The sequence below is a fragment of the Streptococcus hyointestinalis genome, from assembly GCF_041225505.1.
In the GTDB taxonomy this organism is placed as follows: Bacteria; Bacillota; Bacilli; order Lactobacillales; family Streptococcaceae; genus Streptococcus; species Streptococcus hyointestinalis_B.
The window spans coordinates 24,953-43,093 of sequence record NZ_JBCLSK010000014.1 but is presented as its reverse complement, the minus strand read 5'-3'; the positions used below and the strand labels follow the sequence as shown (position 1 = coordinate 43,093).

The following is an 18,141-nucleotide window of genomic DNA, read 5'->3' as shown; positions in this document are numbered from 1 at the left end:
GTGGTGATTACAATTATATCTCTCTGAGGTGTTTTTTCATACTTTTAAGTGGCTAACTTCATTTTAGAACTTTTAAAGACAATAAAAACTGGTCAAAGACCAGCCTTTTATGATAATTTTTTGACGAATTCTGATTTGAGTTTCATCGCCCCAAATCCGTCCACTTTACAGTCGATGTTGTGGTCACCCTCAACCAAACGAATGTTTTTTACACGAGTGCCTTGCTTGATGTCTTTTGGTGCACCTTTGACTTTCAAATCTTTGATGACCATCACAGTATCCCCATCTGCTAAGCGTGTACCATTGCTATCTAAAACAACAAGTCCTTCTTCTTCGACTGCTTCTTCTGGATTCCACTCATAGGCACACTCTGGGCAAACCAAAAGGACGCCATCTTCGTAGACATATTCAGAGTTGCATTTTGGACAATTCGGTAAAGACATAGTTTCTCCTTATATATTAAATAGTGTCAATTTTTGAGAGTATACAATCTATTGTACCTAAAGTTGGCGCTATTTGCAATAGGTGTGAGACCTTTATTCAACTGTTACGGCTTTAGCGAGGTTACGTGGTTTATCAACATCAAGCCCACGCTGCAAGGACGCATAGTAAGCAATCAATTGCGTTGGAATAACCATTGAAATGGCACTCAAGAACGGATGCACTTTATTGACAATAATATCATCGCCTTCGCGCTCTAGACCTTCTTCTACAATAGTTAAAGCATTAGCACCACGAGCGACAACTTCTTGGATATTACCGCGTGTGTGCGCTGCTACAGCTTCATTTGATGATAATAGTGCAAGAACTGGTGTTCCCTCTTCAATCAATGAAATAGTACCATGCTTAAGCTCACCTGCTGCAAAACCTTCACATTGGATGTAAGAAATTTCCTTTAATTTCAATGCAGCTTCCATGGTCACATAGTAATCTGAACCACGTCCAATGTAGAAAGCGTTGCGTGTTGTCGCCAACAGTTTTTCAACCTTGTCTGCGATAAGATCCTTCTCTGATAGCGTCGCTTCGATAGCTTGCGCAACAATAGAGAGCTCATGCACCAAGTCAAAGGACTTAGCCACAGGACTGTTATTAGCTTCACCCACTGCTTTTGCTAAAAAGGCAAGTGTAGCTACTTGAGCTGTATAGGCTTTTGTAGAGGCAACAGCAATTTCAGGACCAGCGTGAAGTAACATGGTGTGCGTTGCTTCACGAGAGAGGGTAGAGCCTGGGACATTTGTAACGGTCAAGCTAGGAATTCCCATTTGGTTTGCCTTAACCAAAACTTGACGGCTATCGGCTGTTTCACCGGACTGGCTGATAAAGATAAAGAGCGGTTTCTTGCTTAAAATCGGTGTGTAGTATCCCCATTCAGAGGCAATCCCCAGCTCAACTGGCGTATCTGTAAGAGCTTCTAAGAAATTCTTTGCCGCAAAACCAGCATGATAAGACGTTCCAGCTGCGATGATATAGAGACGATCGGCCTCTTGCACTGCCTTGATAATCGCCTCATCTACAGTAACATTGCCATTTTCATCTGCATAAGTTAAGATGAGTTTACGCATAACAGTTGGTTGCTCATCGATTTCTTTTAGCATGTAAAATGGATATGTACCTTTACCAATATCAGACAAGTCAAGCTCAGCTTGGTAGCTGTCACGTTCAATGACGTTGCCATCATAATCTTGAACAGTTACTGTATCCTTGGTAACAACAACAAGCTCTTTGTCATGGATTTCCATGAATTCACTTGTTTCACGAATCATCGCCATAGCATCAGAGCAGACCATGTTGTAGCCGTCACCTAGTCCGATAAGAAGTGGTGATTTATTTTTAGCGACGTAGATAACCTCGCTGTCAGTAGCATCCATAAGTGCAAAAGCGTAAGAACCTTCGATAATGTGCAAAGCTTTTTTGAAGGCTTCCAAGACAGATAGACCATCTTCTTCGACAAATTTACCGATAAGGTGAACCGCAATTTCAGTATCGGTTTGCCCTTTCAAGTCATTACCAACCAAATAAGTATCTTTGATGTAGAGGTAGTTTTCAATCACACCATTGTGCACCAAAACAAAGCGTCCTGTCTTTGAGGTATGCGGATGTGCATTGTCCTCACTTGGTTTACCATGAGTTGCCCAGCGTGTATGCCCGATTCCAGCCGTTCCTGATACTTTTCCGACCACTTTTGCTTCCAACTCAGCGATACGTCCGACAGATTTCACAAGTTGTGCCTTGTTCTTATCCGCAACAAAAATACCAGCTGAGTCATAACCTCGGTATTCTAATTTTTCAAGTCCTTGAAGTAAAATATCTGTTGCGTTGGAATTTCCAACAACACCAACAATACCACACATAATTCTCATTGATGAGGAGTTCCTCATCTCTCCTTCTTATTATTTTGAAATTGGTATAGTTCAATTTCAACGCCTTATTTGACGGTAAAATAAGTATATAACGTTTTTCTATCCTTGTCAACTTAAAAATTGGTATAGTCTCATTTGGGTAAAAAAAGAGATTAGAAAATCTAACCTCTACTCTGTTTTAACAAAACCAAACTCGCTAAATGGATAGAGTTTGAAGCTAATAACACCTCTAATTTGGTTCTTTGAAATTAAACCAAATCGACGGCTGTCATTAGTATTTTGGCGGTTATCATTTAGCACAAGATATTTTCCTTTTGGAATGGTCTCATACTTACCATCTGTCAAACTGCTGACAGATAAATCCGATGTAAACGCCACCTGACTATCATTAGTCGACTGGAATTTGGCTTTTATACGCTCGATATAAGGTTCTTCTTGGTGAAGGTTATTGACATAAAGGATATCATCCATGACTGTAACTTGCTCCCCAGGTGTCCCAATCACACGGCTAATATAGTAAATGCCCTTTTCCTCATAAACAACAAAATCCTTGTACTGTGGCTCTTTATTTTTGTTAACCAGTACAATATCACCAGAAGATAGATAAGTATTTGCCGCATCATCGTGTACCTTAAAGGTTGAAAAGACGAAACGATGTAGCAAAAATATCGCTAAAATAGCTATGATGACTAATATAATATTACGAATAAAATCTCTTTTAACCATGACACTCCCTACTTTTTATCTATTATACCATGAAATAAAAAATAAAAAAAGAGAAGCCAAGTTAAAAACACAATTCAATTTTCAAGTATATTTTCACTTTTTATAAGCTATTTTTACAAAACAATAAAAGACTAGAAAACTCTAGCCTTTTATTGTTATTATTTAACAGTGCGGATACGCATTGTGTTAGTACCACCTGAACCAACTGGAACACCAGCAACGATAACGATGTTATCGCCAGATTGTACCAAACCAGATTGAAGAGCAACACGTTCAGCAACTTCGAACATATCGTCAGTTGAAGCTGGTTTGTCAGTCACAACTGGAATAACACCCCAGTTAAGCATCAATGAACGTTGTGTCAATTCATCAAATGTAACAGCCAAGATGTCTGTATCAGGACGGTATTTAGAAATCAAGCGAGCTGTGTTACCTGATTCTGTAAGTGCAACAACCAATTTGATGTCCATTGAGTTAGTAGCATCTTTTACAGCTGAAGCCACAACTTCAGTCTTAGTTGTACGGCTGAATTTAGTTGAGTCAAGACGACCGTATTCGTTAAGAAGTGTTTGAGCGTTCTTATCGATAGTTGCCATTGTAGTTACTGACTCAAGTGGGTATTTACCATTTGCAGACTCACCTGAAAGCATTGTAGCGTCTGTACCGTCGATAACAGCGTTGAAGACGTCAGATACTTCTGAACGAGTTGCACGTGGTTTGTCAGTCATTGTTTCAAGCATGTTTGTTGCTGTGATAACAACTTTACCAGCAGCGTTTACTTTGTCAATGATGATTTTTTGGTAAACTGGAACCATTTCAAATGGTACTTCGATACCCATGTCACCACGAGCAATCATGATACCGTCAGCTGCTTCGATGATTTCATCAAGGTTATCAATACCTTGTTGGTTTTCGATTTTAGCAAAGAGTTTAACGTGACCATTTCCAGTTTCTTCACAGATAGCACGCACTTCGTTAACGTCTTTTGCAGTACGAACGAATGAGATTGCGATGAAGTTGATACCTTGCTCTAAACCAAAGCGGATATCTGCGTTATCACGGTCAGCAAGTGCTGGGAATGGGATTTTAGTGTTAGGGATGTTAACACCTTTTTGTTTAGCGATGATACCGTCGTTTTGTACTTCTACTTCAAATTCACGAGTAGCAGCATCTTTTGCAAGAACTGTAAGACCAAGTTTACCATCGTCGATAAGGATAGTTTGACCTTCTGCTACATCATCAAAGATATCAAGACCACCAGCAACGTTCAAAGCGATAAGGTCTTTAGTTGATTTGATACCTTGTTTTGTCGCAACACGAAGTTTGTCACCTGTTTTGTAAGAGTATTCTTTAGCGTCGCCTTCGAACAACTCTGTACGCATTTCAGGACCTTTAGTGTCAAGCAAGTAACCAACACGTTGTCCAGCAATTTCTTCGGCACGACGTACAGTAGCCATACGTTCACCTTGCTCAGCGTGATCACCATGTGAGAAGTTGAAACGGAAAGTGTTTGCTCCAGCTTCGATCAATTTAGCAATATTTTGTGCTGAAGCTTCAACGTCAAGTTTTTCACCCCAGTAACCATCTTCACCAAATTTTTTACCGCCGCGAAGTTCTACCGCAGGACCAAGTGTTGCAACAATTTTTACACGTTTATTCATGATAAATATGAACTCCCTCTATTTGTGTTATTTTAATAACGTATTAAGAATAGTGATGATTTAGTGTGCTAAATCACGGTTAAGTGCCGCAAAGTCAAGACGTGCTTTGTGCGGAGTATTAACTTTGATTTTGCCATCGTCTGTAAGACTAAACAAGGCACCTTCTTCTTTAGTTCCTAAAATAGGACTCTCAACCAACTCTTCGTTGTGAATACCAACGGCTACCCCACCACGTCCTTCTTTTAGCAATTCGACTGCATGCGCACCCATCCAAGATGCTAACACACGGTCACGAGCTGTAGGTGTTCCACCACGAAGGATGTGACCAAGGTTTGTCACACGAAGGTCGCTTGTATCGCCAGCTTCTTTCATCTTAGCGGCGAACTCTTCACCACTCATAACCCCTTCAGCAAGAACGATGAGGTGATGTGATTTGCCTTTGTTTTCATAGCCATCACGCACATTAGCAACGACAGTGTTAATGTCGAATTCTTCTTCTGGGATGATGATTTGGTCAGCACCAGCAGCGATACCAGACCACAAAGCGATATCTCCTGCATTACGTCCCATAACCTCAACAACGAAAGTACGGTGGTGACTTGCAGAAGTGTCACGGATTTTATCCAAGGCTTCTGTAGCAGTTTGAACAGCTGTGTCAAAACCGATAGTGTAGTCTGTACCTACGATATCGTTATCAATAGTTCCTGGAAGACCTACTGCTGGGAATCCATGCTCAGTCAAGCGCATAGCTCCGTGGTAAGAACCATCTCCACCAATAACAACGACACCTTCAATGCCATGTTTTTTCAACTGCTCGATACCAGCCAATTGCCCTTCTAATTGAGCAAACTCTGGATAACGTGCTGAACGCAAGAAAGTTCCGCCGTGTGAAAGCGTGTTTGACACACTGCGAGCATCTAAAGGAAAGATGTCGCCATCAACCATACCAGCGTAACCTCGGTTGATACCATAAACTTCCATTCCCTCAGAAATTGCTTTACGAACAACCGCACGAATGGCAGCGTTCATCCCAGGGGCGTCGCCACCACTGGTTAATACAGCAATACGTTTCATTTTGCTTGATACTCCTTTAAATATTTTAACGTTACTATTATAGCACATGCGACACAAAATGGGGAAGTTTATGTCGTTTTTTTATCGAAAAACCGTTTTCAGCACAAATTTATGCAGTTCTTCTTCTAAAAAAGCGCTTTTTTCTACCATGTGATGTTGGCTTTGGAGCGTTTCTTTACTATCTTGATAGTGAAGAATGACTGGAATGTTGCCTGGGTATTTTTTGAGAATCTCCGAAATGGCTTGGTCATGCTCGTGATTTTCAAGTAAAAGCCACAAGCGCTCACTGATCACTTCTTCTGCTGTTTCTAACACCATTTGTAAGTGATTGTCCCGTTCGTTGATTTTGCCAGTGAGATAATAGTAGCTTTCTTCGTGTAAGCTCGCTTTGTACTTGGCGTAAACTTCAGGGAAAATAGTGACATCCAACCTTTTATTGGTATCTGTCACGCTTAGAAATGCCATTTGTTGCCCTGTTGACTTGGTGCGAATAATCTTGATACGCTCAATTTGGATGAGAATCGTTGCTCTTGATGATATCTCTAGACTGGATAGACTGGTATAAGGACGTGTAGCCTGCTTGGCTAAGACCTTTAGCGGATGTGGGCTGACGCCTATTCCTAATATGTCTTGCTCAAGTTTATATTTTTCAGCAGCGCTATAATCTTCAGCTTCTTGCCAATTATAAGAAGACTCAGCAAAGAGACTGCCTAGCTCATTGACAAAAACGAAGAGATTATCTAAATTATCCTGAACTTTTCTGCGATTGGGCTCAAAACTGTCAAATAAACCAATAGCCACCAGAGGCTCGATAATATCCTTTTTACGAAAATGAACTGGCAGACGAGTGAGGAAGTCCTCGATACTCTCAAAAGGACGATTTTCAATAATCCAATAGGCAAGTTCTCTTGGAAAACCCTTGATGTTATTCAATCCTAAGTGAATCTTCTTGTCCTTAACCTTATCCTTATAGGGAATAGTATTTAGCGATAGTTTTGCCAGTTGATAGCTAGCTTCAAGAGCGTCTGTAATGTAGTCAGCGCTTGAGTAGTTGAGCATGATGTCGTAAAAAATATCGGGATAGTGGGCTTTAAAGTAAGCAATCTGAAAAGCCAGTGCACAGTAAGCATAGGCATGACTGCGGTTAAAACCGTAGCCAGCAAACTTAGCCATACGCTCAAAAATCTGCTCAGCCATGTTACGCTCATGCCCCAAAGCTAACGCCCCTTTGATGAAATCAGCGCTCATCTCCTGCATCTCATCGGCTTTTTTCTTGGACATCGCCCTACGCAATAAATCGGCTTTTCCCAAAGTAAAGCCAGCATAGACCTGAGCGATTTGCATGACCTGCTCTTGATAGAGCATAATGCCGTAGGTCGGCTCTAGGATAGAAGCAATAACAGGGTCAAGCAGGTCCACTTTTTCCCGTCCAAAGCGTCGATTGATGAAATTGTCAATATAATCACTAGCGCCTGGGCGGTTCAAACTGGTTGTTGCAACGACATCCTCAAAGCAGGTAGGCTTGACACGTTTTAAAAGATTGATGGCGCCTGCCTGCTCAAACTGAAAGATACCTTTTGTGCGACCGCTGGCAAATAGGGCTAACGTCTCCTTGTCCTCCAAGTCAATGCTAGCAATATCGATGGTAACGCCGTAGTCTGCTAAGACTTTTTCTTTCATTTTTTGGACAAAGGTAAGGTTACGCAGTCCCAAAAAGTCCATCTTGAGCAGACCATTTGCCTCAACAGCACCAGCGTCGTACTGCGTAATCATCATATCCTCACCGCTCTTGAGCGGAATATGGTCAGTTAGTTCGTCATCACTCATCACTACACCAGCTGCGTGAATGGAGGTCTGGCGAGGATTACCCTCGATACGCTTTGCAATCGCAAAAGCCCTTTGGTATTCTGGACGGCTGTTCATCAACTGACGAAAGGCAAGATTTCTCTCATAAACTGTAGTCAAGGTGTCTCGAAAGCCTATTTTTCGGGTGATATTCGTCAGTTCATACTCTGGTGTGCCAAAGCGCTTAAACACGTCACGTATAGCCTGCTTGGCACCAAATGTCGAAAAGGTAACAATCTGCGCTATATGCGTACTTCCATAGCGGTCACGGACATAATGAAGAAACTCACTACGGTAAATATCTGGCAAATCGATATCAATATCAGGCATGCTGAAACGCTCTTCATTTAAAAAACGCTCAAAGAGCAATTTATTGCGCACAGGGTCAATGCCTGTAATATCAAGAGCGTAAGCGACCAAACTCCCTGCTGCAGAGCCACGTCCCATTCCCATATAATAGCCACGACTGCGCCCAAAGCGCAACAAATCCCAGACAATTAAAAAATAATCATCAAAGCCCATACGATGAATAATCGCCAACTCATGCTCAAGTCTTTCTTGATAGGCTTTTGTCCAAAGATTTTTCTGCTTGAGCCCATCCTCTGTTCGCTTGCGCAACTCTTCATAAGCAGGCATTTGACGGTTGAAACGTGGCAATTTTAATTGGCTATCAAAGCTATAGCTGATAGGCTCCACAAGCTTTTCGAGGTTTGTAAGCGCCTGTGGGTGCGACTGTTGAAACATGTCCTCAACAACATGATGGGGCAAAAAAGACTCTTCCTGCCTAATGGTAGGGACTTCTCTGAGGGTGACATTGTCTCTGATAGCACGAAGCACCTGCAAGCTCTCAATATCGCTACTATCAAAGTAACGGACACTCAACATGGCAAGAGTCGGTCTATCATAGTCTTTTATAGGAGACTTTGGAGACACACCCCAAAAAAAGGCAAGCCCTAAATCTAACCACTCCAAGTCCTCTTGGTAAGGCACAACCACAGCCAAATCCTCTTGGTAATCAATCAAGTCTTTATGCTCTAAGCCTGTTGTCATTGCCTTTGTCGCTAACTTCATCAGATGACGATAGCCTGTGCTACTGCGTGCTATCAGCTGGATAGGCACGTCTTTCTCATCCAAAGCAAGCTGGAACTCAGCACCAATCACGGGCTTTAAGCCTGCTTTTTGAGCCTTTTGAGCAAAATGATAGGCAGCGTACATGTTATTATCCATGATACCAATCGTTTGGTAGCCAAGCTCTTTTGCTTGTGAAATATAATGGTCAATGTCAACCAAACTGTCCATAAAGGAATAAACGGTTTTTGTATTTAGCTGCGCAAACATGACTGCCTCCAAAACTAGTGCTTCTTTTTTCTTACTATTATACTAAAAATTTGTATTAAGGGGAAACACTAACTAGGTGTAACACCTCGTTAATAAAGGCCAAGTCTTGACTTTTTGGTTAGGCTATTGTATTATAAAAATGTAACATAGTTTGCAAAGCTTTTTAGCTAATATTAAAACATCTCGAAAGGAGTGTCCTTGTATGGCCTGGACTTTTGATGAAAAGTTACCTATCTATGCACAAATTGCTCAACATATCAAGCTTAAAATTATTAGTCAAGAAATCAAGACAGGCGAAAAATTACCAACTGTCCGTGATTATGCCCAAGAAGCTGGTGTCAATCCTAACACCATGCAACGAGCTTTTACCGAGTTAGAGCGTGAGGGGATGGTCTACTCAAAAAGAACATCGGGGCGTTTTGTGACTGAGGATGAAGCATTGATTGCAAAAGTGCGTAAAGAAGTTGCAGAGACAGAGTTGGCTCAGTTCGTCAAAAAAATGACCAGCATTGGTTTTGAACAAAACGACATTGTCCCAATTTTGGATGATTACATCAAAGGAGAATAATGAGATGACGGATATTTTACAAGTGCATCGCATCACTAAAAAATATGGGAAACACACTGCTTTAGAGGATGTTACGCTAAACCTGCCAAGCGGGAAAATCATTGGTCTACTAGGACCAAATGGTAGCGGTAAGACAACACTTATCAAACTCATCAATGGGCTACTAAAGCCAACCAGTGGTGAGTTGGTTGTTGATGGCTACAAGCCATCTGTTGTAACAAAAAAGATTGTCTCTTACCTGCCTGATACCACTTATCTGGACGACAACATGAAGATCAGAGATATCTTTGCCTACTTCAAGGCTTTCTATGATGATTTTGATCAAGAACGTGCAGAACATCTCTGTAAAGATCTTGACCTAGATTTGAATGATCGCCTAAGAAACCTCTCTAAAGGTAATAAGGAAAAAGTACAGCTCATCGTTGTGATGAGTCGCAACGCTAGACTGTATGTTCTAGACGAGCCAATCGGTGGGGTCGATCCTGCGACACGTGACTACATCCTAAAGACTATCATCAATAACTACTCTGAAGATGCGTCTGTTATTATCTCGACGCACCTCATTGCAGATGTTGAGCCGATATTAGATGAGGTTGTCTTTTTGAAAAATGGTCACATCGTCTTAAATGGCAATGCAGATGATTTGCGTGAAGAGTATGGTCAGTCTATTGACCGTATCTTTCGTGATACCTTTAAGGCTTAGGAGGCAAGTATGTTTGGAAAATTAGTCAAATATGAATTTAAGTCCATTGGAAAATGGTACCTTGCCATTAACTTGGCACTTATTGCTGTCGCACTTATCATTGGGATTTTGCTAGGACAGTCAGCAGGTAGCATCTCAAGCAGTGGAGAAATCTCTTTTGCCAATGATTCTTCCACTGTTAGTGGTATCATCGGTGGAGTTTTAATTCTCAGCTTTGGTTTCTTGATTGCAGCATCTGTTATCGGGACACTTGTAATTATCATCAGACGTTTTTATACCAATATCTTTGGACGTGAAGGTTATCTCACACTGACACTTCCCGTCTCTAGTCATCAGATTATCCTTAGCAAATGGTTTTCTGCTATGATTATTGAGTTTATCAGCTTCATTGTGATTGTCATCGCACTTTTATGTGTGTTTACGCCTATCGCTGGTGTTGGTAATCTTCTAGCCATTTTACCATCTATTGGCAAAGTAGCAGCCACCTCAACTGGTATTTTAACGATTTGCTATTTCTTTGTTTCCTTTGTGACTTCGATTATCTTTTACTACTTAGCGATGGCAATTGGACAACTCTTCCAAAATCACCGTATTGTCATGGCAATCATAGCCTATGCGCTCATCTCTCTCATCAATAGTATCCTTGAAGCATGGGTGCACCTAGACTCTACGGATTTATTCCTCAATAGTGGCGGAGTTGTCAATAATCACTACCTCCTCTTTGGTATGGGGTATGATATCATCGTAGCTATCATCGCTTATTTCTTAACCAACTACATTATTCAAACAAAATTGAATATCCAGTAAAACAAAAATCCTTAGCTCAGCTAAGGATTTTTTATATTACACTGCCTCTTCTTCTAAAATCAAACGCAGTTGAAAGGCACTTGGTGAGACAACAGGAAGAAAGGCACCTTCATTCCAACGTCGACTAAAGCTAGAGGTTGAGTGTTTAAAATAACCACGTCCGCCGCTTGCCTGCAATTCTAAAAGCAAGCTGGCTGCTACAACATCTACGATGTCAATACGCAATTGAAAAAGAGCACGTGGATTGTCTAAAAATTGCTTGCGATTTTCTAAACCATCAAAGACACGCTCCTTAATGCCGTTTAAACTGTCCAGCGTTTCTTGGTAGCTAGTGCTTAAAATGCTACGATTACAGCTCAAGGTTTTCTCAACCTCGCTGAGTGAGCGCTCCGCTAAACCAAATGCCAAGCCAAACTGATAACCCAAGAACTCTGGACGTGTTTCCGCTAGAAAAGCTTGCGCATCATCGGATAAAATCCAGCGCTCATCAAGAGGCACCTTGTCAAAGGTCAGCGCAGCCGTGTTTGACCCTTGAAGGGCAATAAACTCTAAATCTTCTGAGCGAGAAAGGTTCTGTGCTGTTGAGGGAACTGTGACAATCAAAGGCTTTTTCCTGTCATCTTCAAACTTGGTCGCAAAGACAGCGATGAAGTTGTCCGACCGTAGATTGGTCACCCAAGGCAGACGCCCCTTGAGGTAGTACTGTCCGTCTTCCTCGATGACAGTGACGTTTAAGTCCTCGATGTCTGATAAAAACTTGGTAGCATTTGACAAAGCAGTGCCTGCCGTCAGCTTTCCAGTCAACAAATCCTCTAGCCAAGTCTCTCTGGCGTAAGGGTTGCTGCTACTTAGGATATTTTCAATAAAAGTGCGCTGCCCCCAAGAAATAAAGGAAGCTGTTAGCGAGTAGCCTGCTAGCTCTGACAAGAAACCAATCACGTCCTTGGCATCTCCGCCTCGTCGACACCTAGACCAAAGACGCCTTCTGCTGCTATTTTCTCTAACAACTCATCTGCTGGACCACCAGATTCTTGGTCAATAGTTGCTGCGTTTGCTTCTAACCACTGGGTAAACTCTTCTGATAAATAAGTCATATCATAATCTCCTTTGTCTATTATCCTAGTCGAGTGCGTAGGGTTGCAACTCTGGGTTGATTGGGGTGTTTGCTAGATTGTTAGCGTAGTTACACAGGGTCGCTAGACTGACGCCCAAGATAACATCAAGCGCATTTTCATGCGTGTAGCCAGCTTCCAGAAAATCAGCTAACGCTTCGTCACCGACACGACCCTTGGTATTGATAACAGCGATGGTAAATTTCGCCAAGGTATCAAGCTTAGGATCGTCATCGATTGGCGTGCGGTTTCTGAGTGCCTCTAGTAGGTCATCAGACATTTGGATTTGCTTGATGGAAAATGCCGTGTGCCCTGCCACACAGAAAGCACAGCCATTGGTCACCGCAGCGGTAATCTGAACCACCTCACGCTCTGTTGGTGTTAGGCTATTTCGACGGTTAATCGCCCCCACCGTACGATAAGTCTCAAGCGCTGTTGGCGCATTGGCAAGTAAACCGATGAGATTTGGGATATAGCCACCATTGTCACGCTCAACGGTCTCTAAAACTTCCTTAACTTCTTCTGGCGCGGACTCCTTGGTATGGATAATAAACTCTGACATACTAAAACCTCTTTTCTTTTGTTATGCTAATCATCATAACACAGAAAAGAGGTGCTGACTAATATATATTCTATATCACGCTGATAGATAAATCTTATCTAAGCCTTATAGATCACGATTGAAGTCGCTATCAATATCACGAAAAGACTTGATGTCTTTGACATACTCTAGAACACCTTGAAATTCCCCTGCTTCATCTCTGACAGCAGCGTAGGTGACATAGACAAACTTCCCAGAACGCTCAGACTTAAACCACATCTCGACCTTATCACGCTCACCACTACGCAAAAGCGCAAAGACTTTCTTGACCTTGTCTAAAACCTTTGGAGGATGGCAAAGCTCTACATGACGCCCAATCTGGCTCGGCGTACGCTTAAAAATCATCTCTTGAGCTGGAACGCTGTCATTGTAATATTGGAAAATGTCGTCTTTATTGACAAAGGTAATCTCCAGTGGCAGGTGATTTAAAATCAAGTTTGCCTGCTCTAAGGAGCAGTTTTTTCCTCCACAAAAGTTTCACGATGGGGCACCCATTTTTCGGTTGGCTTGATGATAGCGTAGCCGTAAGCATCGCTTTCCTTGGCGATTTGCAGCCAATCATCCTGCGTAAAGGGCTCCAGTAAAATCATCAAGAGAATAGACTCTTCCTTGAAAATCATCTCCTCAAACTCTTTGGCAAAGGCTTCAAAAGCTGATGAAACTTCCTCAATAGAAATATCTGGCAGGCTGTCTACTCTTTGCTGTGCTGTTTTAAAGAGGGCTCGGATGTCATCATCCACCCCCCCACATGACCTTAGGCGGTGCATCGTGCCCGTAGCGCTCCATGACTGGGAAAAAGAGCTTTTCCTTTCTCGTGTAATGCAGGTCAAACTGCCCTAACAAGTCAAACTGGTGCTTGAGCCCTTTGAGCAAATCACTACGAAAGTCAGCATTTTCTGGCTTGGCATAATTGTCCAAAATACGACGAATGCGAAGCAAAGCCGCACGCAGGGCGAGATTTTCCTCTTTGAAAACATAGACAGGGTGTCCAGGATTGTCCGTATCAACGACCTCTACACCTTGAACAGCTCCCTTAAAGAGATTGGCATGGACATTGCAGAGCTTCATGACATCTTCAAAAGTAACCCCTGTATCAGACGTCATCAGCTCATGCTCCATCATGGAAATCTCCATAGCCGACACTCCTGTAAAGTGCTTATCAAAAGCTTCTTGGACAGATTCTGGACTGGCACCGTGATGTAAATCCAGTAGAATATCTCTTAGTATTGTAATACGATTATCTGTCATCATTACCTCCAATCACTTCATAGCCGTTAAACTCAAGCGTTTTGATGATGGTCTCAAGTGGGATTTTAGCTAGTTTTGATCCTGCTTTTAAACTGGTGACCTTGCCAACGGTATTGAGCATGGCTGGGTTAGCTAGAGGTTTGAAGCCCAAATCCACCAAGATATCCTTGACCTCAGGGTGTTCCTTTAGCGTTTGTGCAACGGGTTTTGATAAATCTATAGTGTTCATGATGATACCTCACTTTTTACTGCCTTTATTATAGCGAAATTTTAGCCAATCATCCATAGTAGAAGCTGTTTTTACTCAATCAAGGGAATAAGCAAAGCCAAAAGTGCCTTTTTCAAAGCCGTATTGCTCATAAAAAGCGTGGGCGCCAGTCCTTTGTTCACTGATACCGCTGTTTAAGGCTAACGCCTTACTGCCATCTCTTTGAGCGCTTTCTTTGACAGCATTCACTAAATCCGTAGCAACTCCCTTGTGTCTATGCTTCTTTGCAACAACCAGCGCCAAGATACGATGATAACTGCCTCTGCGCTCAACAAAGTACAGTTTTGTGTGCACGATAAACCCTAAAAGCTGATTCTCCTCCTCCATGACTAGAAAGGCATAATCGGGCTGAGCCAACAAGTTTTGCAAAATCTCTCGAATCTCTGTAGCCTCCATAGGATAGCTCAAATCCGCATACAAAGGCACTAACTGTGTACAGTCTGATAGTCTAGCTGGTCTTATCATGTCTCTTTCTCACTTATCCTTTAGTTCTTCAAATTTAGCTCGCATGGTTGGGTTTTTGCGGGTCAGTTTTTTCACGGAAACGTCTTCGAGCTTGTTATTAGCGAGACGCAGTTGGTTTTCAGAGGTCGTCAGTGCTGCCTTAACCGCTTCCATGCGCTTGATGGCTTTGTCAATCTCATCAATAGCTTTTTGGAAATTTTTACTTGCCGAATTGTAATTCTTGGCAAAGGCAGTCTTGAAAACATCCAAATCTTCCTCAAAGTGGGTGATGTCAATATTTTGCTCGCGCATTAAAGCTAGTTCTTGCTTGTATTGTAGGGCATTTAGAGCGGCGTTACGTAAGATACCGATGAGCTGAATGAAAAACTGCGGACGGACCACATACATCTTGTCGTACTTGTGACTGATATCAACAATTCCTGTATTGTAGTAATCATTGTCTGCCTCAAGCATGGTGACAAGCACCGCATACTCACAATGTTTTTCACGGCGGTCTTTATCGAGTTCCTTGAAAAAGTCCTCGTTTTTATGCTTTTTCTGCGTGTTGTCCGCTTCGTTTTTCATCTCAAACATAATGGATAGTATTTCAATACCATTATCATTTGTTTCCCGATAGATGAAGTCTCCTTTTGAGCCACGGCTGGACACTTGATTGTCTTTTTCAAAGTAGGCATTTGGAAAGGCAATCTGGCGCACCTTGTTAAACTCTGTCTCTGCATAAATCTCTAGGCTCTCTCCGATAGCCTTGGTGGATTGCTGGGCTTTGAAGTTTTTATAGAACTCAACTTGTTCATTGGCGGCTTTTAGCTGGGCTTCGTACTGGTTTTTGACTTCAGATAGCGACAGAGCCTGCTCTTTTTCTTGGAGTTGCAGCTGATTTTGCAGCGCATCTCGCTCTTTCTCGATAGCACTGACAGAACTTTGCAGTTTATTTTCTTGCTCCAGTTGCCATTTGTCAATCTGCGCTTGCATTTCTTGGAGTTGGGCATCTTTTTTGGCTAATTGCTCGGATAGGCTGCGCTCGTTGTCTTTGATAAGCAGGGACTTTTCAGTATCAAACTGCTTAATCTTAAAGGTCAAGTCCGTGATTTCTTGGTCTTTTTCAAATATAGCTTGAGCGAGCTTGATTTCTTGCTGATTTTCTAGGTCAGTGAGCTGGTGCTCTAAGGTTTCAATTGCTTTATCTTTTTGATAAAGACTTTCTTGCAGTTGATTTTTTGCTTTCTCCTCTAAAAGAGCTGTTTCACGCTCTAGCCGCTCATGCACTTCCTTCTCAAAAGCATCGCTACGCACCTGTGCTAAAAGCTGGCTGTATTCGGATTCATTGATAGTAAAAACGGTGCCACAATGTGGGCATTTAATCGTGTTCATAGGCTTCTCCTTTTTGATGTAGAAAAAGAAGCGAGATGACCTCGCTTGCTTTTCCTTACCCTAACTTCAATAAGGTCAATAATTCTTGACGCAAGAGAGCGTCTTTTTGGTAACACCCTCGGCTAGCGGTTGTTATGGTTTTGCTACCTGGCTTTTTAATGCCTCGCATGGTCATGCACATATGCTCAGCTTCCACAAAGACATAAACGCCTTGCGGTTTCAATGCCTGCTCAATACCATCTGCAATCTCTGCAGTCAATCTCTCCTGCACCTGCGGACGCTTGCTTGCTGTCTCGACACAACGGGCTAACTTGCTAAGACCAGTCACTTGTCCATCTGTATTTGGCAGGTAAGCGATGTGAGCTTTTCCGTAGAAAGGCACCAAGTGGTGTTCACACATGGAGTAAAAGGGAATATCACGCACGATGACCGCCTCACCATTACCTTCATTGAAAACAGCTGTAAACTCATCTTTCGGGTCTTTATGCAAGCCTTGCCACATTTCTTGGTACATGCGAACCACACGAGCTGGTGTCTCTTTTAGCCCCTCACGCTCTGGATTTTCCCCCAAGGCTTCAAGAAGTTGATAAACCGCCTGCTCTGCCTTTTCTAAGTCCATAACAACCTACTTTCTAAACACTCATCTATACTCTATAATTACTGTCAAAATATGCTTTATTCTACCATAAGTCTCTAAACAGAGCAAGCACTCTCTATAAAAAGAGCTGGCGCTCAATATCTGCTTGAATTTTCTCCCACTCTTGATTGGCACGGGCTAGTTTGCGCTTATAATCTGCTAACCCCTGCACATAGCGCTGCGCCATATAGCTTTGCTTGACAGGTTGGGTATTTGGGATTTTAATACTAGATAATTCTTTGGTATTGATATTCATCACAGCACGTCCGTGGTCTGCTGCTTTTAGCTGACGTCTGCCCTCTTCGGAGTCCAAAAAGAACTTTAGATAGTAACCATTAGTTCCTTCTTTGGGACGCAAAACAGTGATATTGGCACTGGCAACAACTGGAAACTCCTGCCCCTCAAAAACGGCTACCTTGTGCTGTGTGCCTTTTGAAGCGACAAGGACGTCCCCTGCTTCTAGTAAATAGGGCGAGAGCGTCTTTGTATCTGCTGCAAAAGTCCGCAGAGCTTCATAGGCAATGCCTAGCGGGGTCATATCAACCAAATTGATAATAGCCACTTCGCCCGGTTCAGCCTTAGCTGGCACTGCTTTTCCTTTAAAAATATCAGCAAGCTCAGACAAAAGAGAATAATCCTTTGGCATCTCAAATAACTCCTCCTCAATAACTCTTTTAGTATTATAACATTATTTTAAGATTTGGTCATCTCTTTCAACTAAAAAGACTAGAGTCTATCTAGTCTTTAATGGATCTTGGAATAATGAGAACCAGCGCTGTGATGAAAACAGACCACATCATAGCAGATGGTAACAGTGTCAAGGTCAGCAATAAGCCAATCACCTTGATGATAATATCTAGCGCCATAACCTTGTCATTATGACTGATGATGACCTTTTGGTCCTCATCGTGGTGGATAGGTACTTTAGCCAGCTCGTCATACATCCAGACGTTTGTGAAAGTCACTAGCAGAACAACGATACCGTAGACGGCTTGTCCGACAGGATTGTAAAAGTCTGAAGCGACGACACTCGTCACATAAGGAAAGAAAGAGGCAAAGAACAACAAGAGTATGGAAATCCAAACCAGTTTATTGTTGATTTGCTTGACACCATCCCAAGAGCGGTGCATATTGACCCACATGGTGCCTAGCCAGAAAAAGGAAATGGTGTAGGCAAGAAAATTCATCCGCAAGTCCCAAAATCCTTGCCAAGAAATGTGCTCTGGCTTTTCAAGCTCTAAGACCAAGATGGTCATGATAATGGCTAAAACAGCATCTGTAAAAGCTACAAGGCGTTCTTTGTTCATCCTAATTTGTGTCTCCTTTTTGCTAAGTATTTTTCATTTTACCGCAATTT

15 protein-coding genes and 4 pseudogenes are annotated in these 18,141 nt (G+C 42.2%); 3 read left to right on the top strand and 16 right to left on the bottom strand.

The features are described from left to right. Positions 1-107 precede the first annotated feature (107 nt). The 6 genes from AALA56_RS05055 to AALA56_RS05030 form a co-directional block, all read right to left on the bottom strand. Positions 108-443, bottom strand: a complete 336-nt coding sequence (locus AALA56_RS05055; RefSeq protein ID WP_369909062.1) for a zinc ribbon domain-containing protein YjdM — start codon at positions 441-443, stop codon at positions 108-110. Between the two features lie 93 nt (positions 444-536). After that, complete coding sequence (gene glmS / locus AALA56_RS05050; protein WP_369909065.1) at positions 537-2,351, bottom strand: glutamine--fructose-6-phosphate transaminase (isomerizing); 1,815 nt, start codon at positions 2,349-2,351, stop codon at positions 537-539. Positions 2,352-2,528: 177 nt separating this feature from the next. Continuing rightward, positions 2,529-3,086: a signal peptidase I gene (gene lepB / locus AALA56_RS05045; RefSeq protein ID WP_369909061.1), complete on the bottom strand. Its 558-nt coding sequence runs from the start codon at positions 3,084-3,086 to the stop codon at positions 2,529-2,531. Positions 3,087-3,244: 158 nt separating this feature from the next. Next, positions 3,245-4,747 carry a pyruvate kinase gene (gene pyk / locus AALA56_RS05040; RefSeq protein ID WP_115269592.1) on the bottom strand — a complete coding sequence of 501 codons (1,503 nt, stop codon included), beginning with the start codon at positions 4,745-4,747 and terminating at the stop codon, positions 3,245-3,247. A gap of 60 nt (positions 4,748-4,807) precedes the next feature. Next, positions 4,808-5,821, bottom strand: coding sequence for a 6-phosphofructokinase (gene pfkA / locus AALA56_RS05035; protein WP_115269590.1), 1,014 nt, complete (start codon positions 5,819-5,821; stop codon positions 4,808-4,810). A gap of 81 nt (positions 5,822-5,902) precedes the next feature. Further along, entirely contained in the window at positions 5,903-9,004 is a 3,102-nt protein-coding gene (locus AALA56_RS05030) for a DNA polymerase III subunit alpha (RefSeq protein WP_369909060.1), read from the bottom strand. Positions 9,005-9,206: 202 nt separating this feature from the next. Here AALA56_RS05030 and AALA56_RS05025 point away from each other — a divergent pair, with 202 nt between their 5' ends. The 3 genes from AALA56_RS05025 to AALA56_RS05015 are packed head-to-tail and all read left to right on the top strand — an operon-like array spanning position 9,207 to position 11,082. Then, complete coding sequence (locus AALA56_RS05025; protein WP_164683019.1) at positions 9,207-9,572, top strand: GntR family transcriptional regulator; 366 nt, start codon at positions 9,207-9,209, stop codon at positions 9,570-9,572. Positions 9,573-9,576: 4 nt separating this feature from the next. Next, positions 9,577-10,275, top strand: coding sequence for an ABC transporter ATP-binding protein (locus AALA56_RS05020; protein ID WP_369909059.1), 699 nt, complete (start codon positions 9,577-9,579; stop codon positions 10,273-10,275). Between the two features lie 9 nt (positions 10,276-10,284). Beyond that, positions 10,285-11,082, top strand: a complete 798-nt coding sequence (locus AALA56_RS05015) for an ABC transporter permease (protein WP_164683021.1) — start codon at positions 10,285-10,287, stop codon at positions 11,080-11,082. A gap of 36 nt (positions 11,083-11,118) precedes the next feature. On the opposite strand, the pseudogene AALA56_RS05010 reads toward AALA56_RS05015, so the two are convergent. From AALA56_RS05010 to AALA56_RS04965, 10 genes and pseudogenes are all read right to left on the bottom strand, one after another. Next, a pseudogene (locus AALA56_RS05010) lies at positions 11,119-12,176 on the bottom strand (acyl-CoA dehydrogenase family protein). A 25-nt stretch (positions 12,177-12,201) separates the two neighbouring features. Next, positions 12,202-12,756 (bottom strand): carboxymuconolactone decarboxylase family protein, encoded by a 555-nt coding sequence (locus tag AALA56_RS05005; RefSeq protein ID WP_369909058.1) that lies wholly within the window; start codon positions 12,754-12,756, stop codon positions 12,202-12,204. 105 nt (positions 12,757-12,861) lie between these two features. Further along, positions 12,862-14,043: pseudogene (locus AALA56_RS05000) on the bottom strand (DUF438 domain-containing protein). Further along, positions 14,033-14,275: a DUF1858 domain-containing protein gene (locus AALA56_RS04995; RefSeq protein WP_369909064.1), complete on the bottom strand. Its 243-nt coding sequence runs from the start codon at positions 14,273-14,275 to the stop codon at positions 14,033-14,035. Before AALA56_RS04995 ends, AALA56_RS05000 begins: the two are co-directional and overlap by 11 nt. 72 nt (positions 14,276-14,347) lie before the next feature. Next, positions 14,348-14,776, bottom strand: a complete 429-nt coding sequence (locus tag AALA56_RS04990; RefSeq protein ID WP_369909057.1) for a GNAT family N-acetyltransferase — start codon at positions 14,774-14,776, stop codon at positions 14,348-14,350. A 9-nt stretch (positions 14,777-14,785) separates the two neighbouring features. Beyond that, a pseudogene (locus AALA56_RS04985) lies at positions 14,786-15,883 on the bottom strand (DUF2130 domain-containing protein); the annotation flags it as partial. 93 nt (positions 15,884-15,976) lie between these two features. Continuing rightward, positions 15,977-16,147, bottom strand: a pseudogene (locus tag AALA56_RS04980) (MJ0042-type zinc finger domain-containing protein); the annotation flags it as partial. A 55-nt stretch (positions 16,148-16,202) separates the two neighbouring features. Further along, positions 16,203-16,766 carry a GTP cyclohydrolase I FolE gene (gene folE, locus AALA56_RS04975; RefSeq protein WP_164683027.1) on the bottom strand — a complete coding sequence of 188 codons (564 nt, stop codon included), beginning with the start codon at positions 16,764-16,766 and terminating at the stop codon, positions 16,203-16,205. Between the two features lie 94 nt (positions 16,767-16,860). Beyond that, a complete protein-coding gene (locus AALA56_RS04970) occupies positions 16,861-17,430 on the bottom strand; it encodes a restriction endonuclease subunit S (protein ID WP_369909056.1) in 570 nt (189 codons plus the stop codon). Positions 17,431-17,521: 91 nt separating this feature from the next. Further along, complete coding sequence (locus tag AALA56_RS04965) at positions 17,522-18,091, bottom strand: TMEM175 family protein (protein WP_369909055.1); 570 nt, start codon at positions 18,089-18,091, stop codon at positions 17,522-17,524. Between the last annotated feature and the right edge of the window lie 50 nt (positions 18,092-18,141).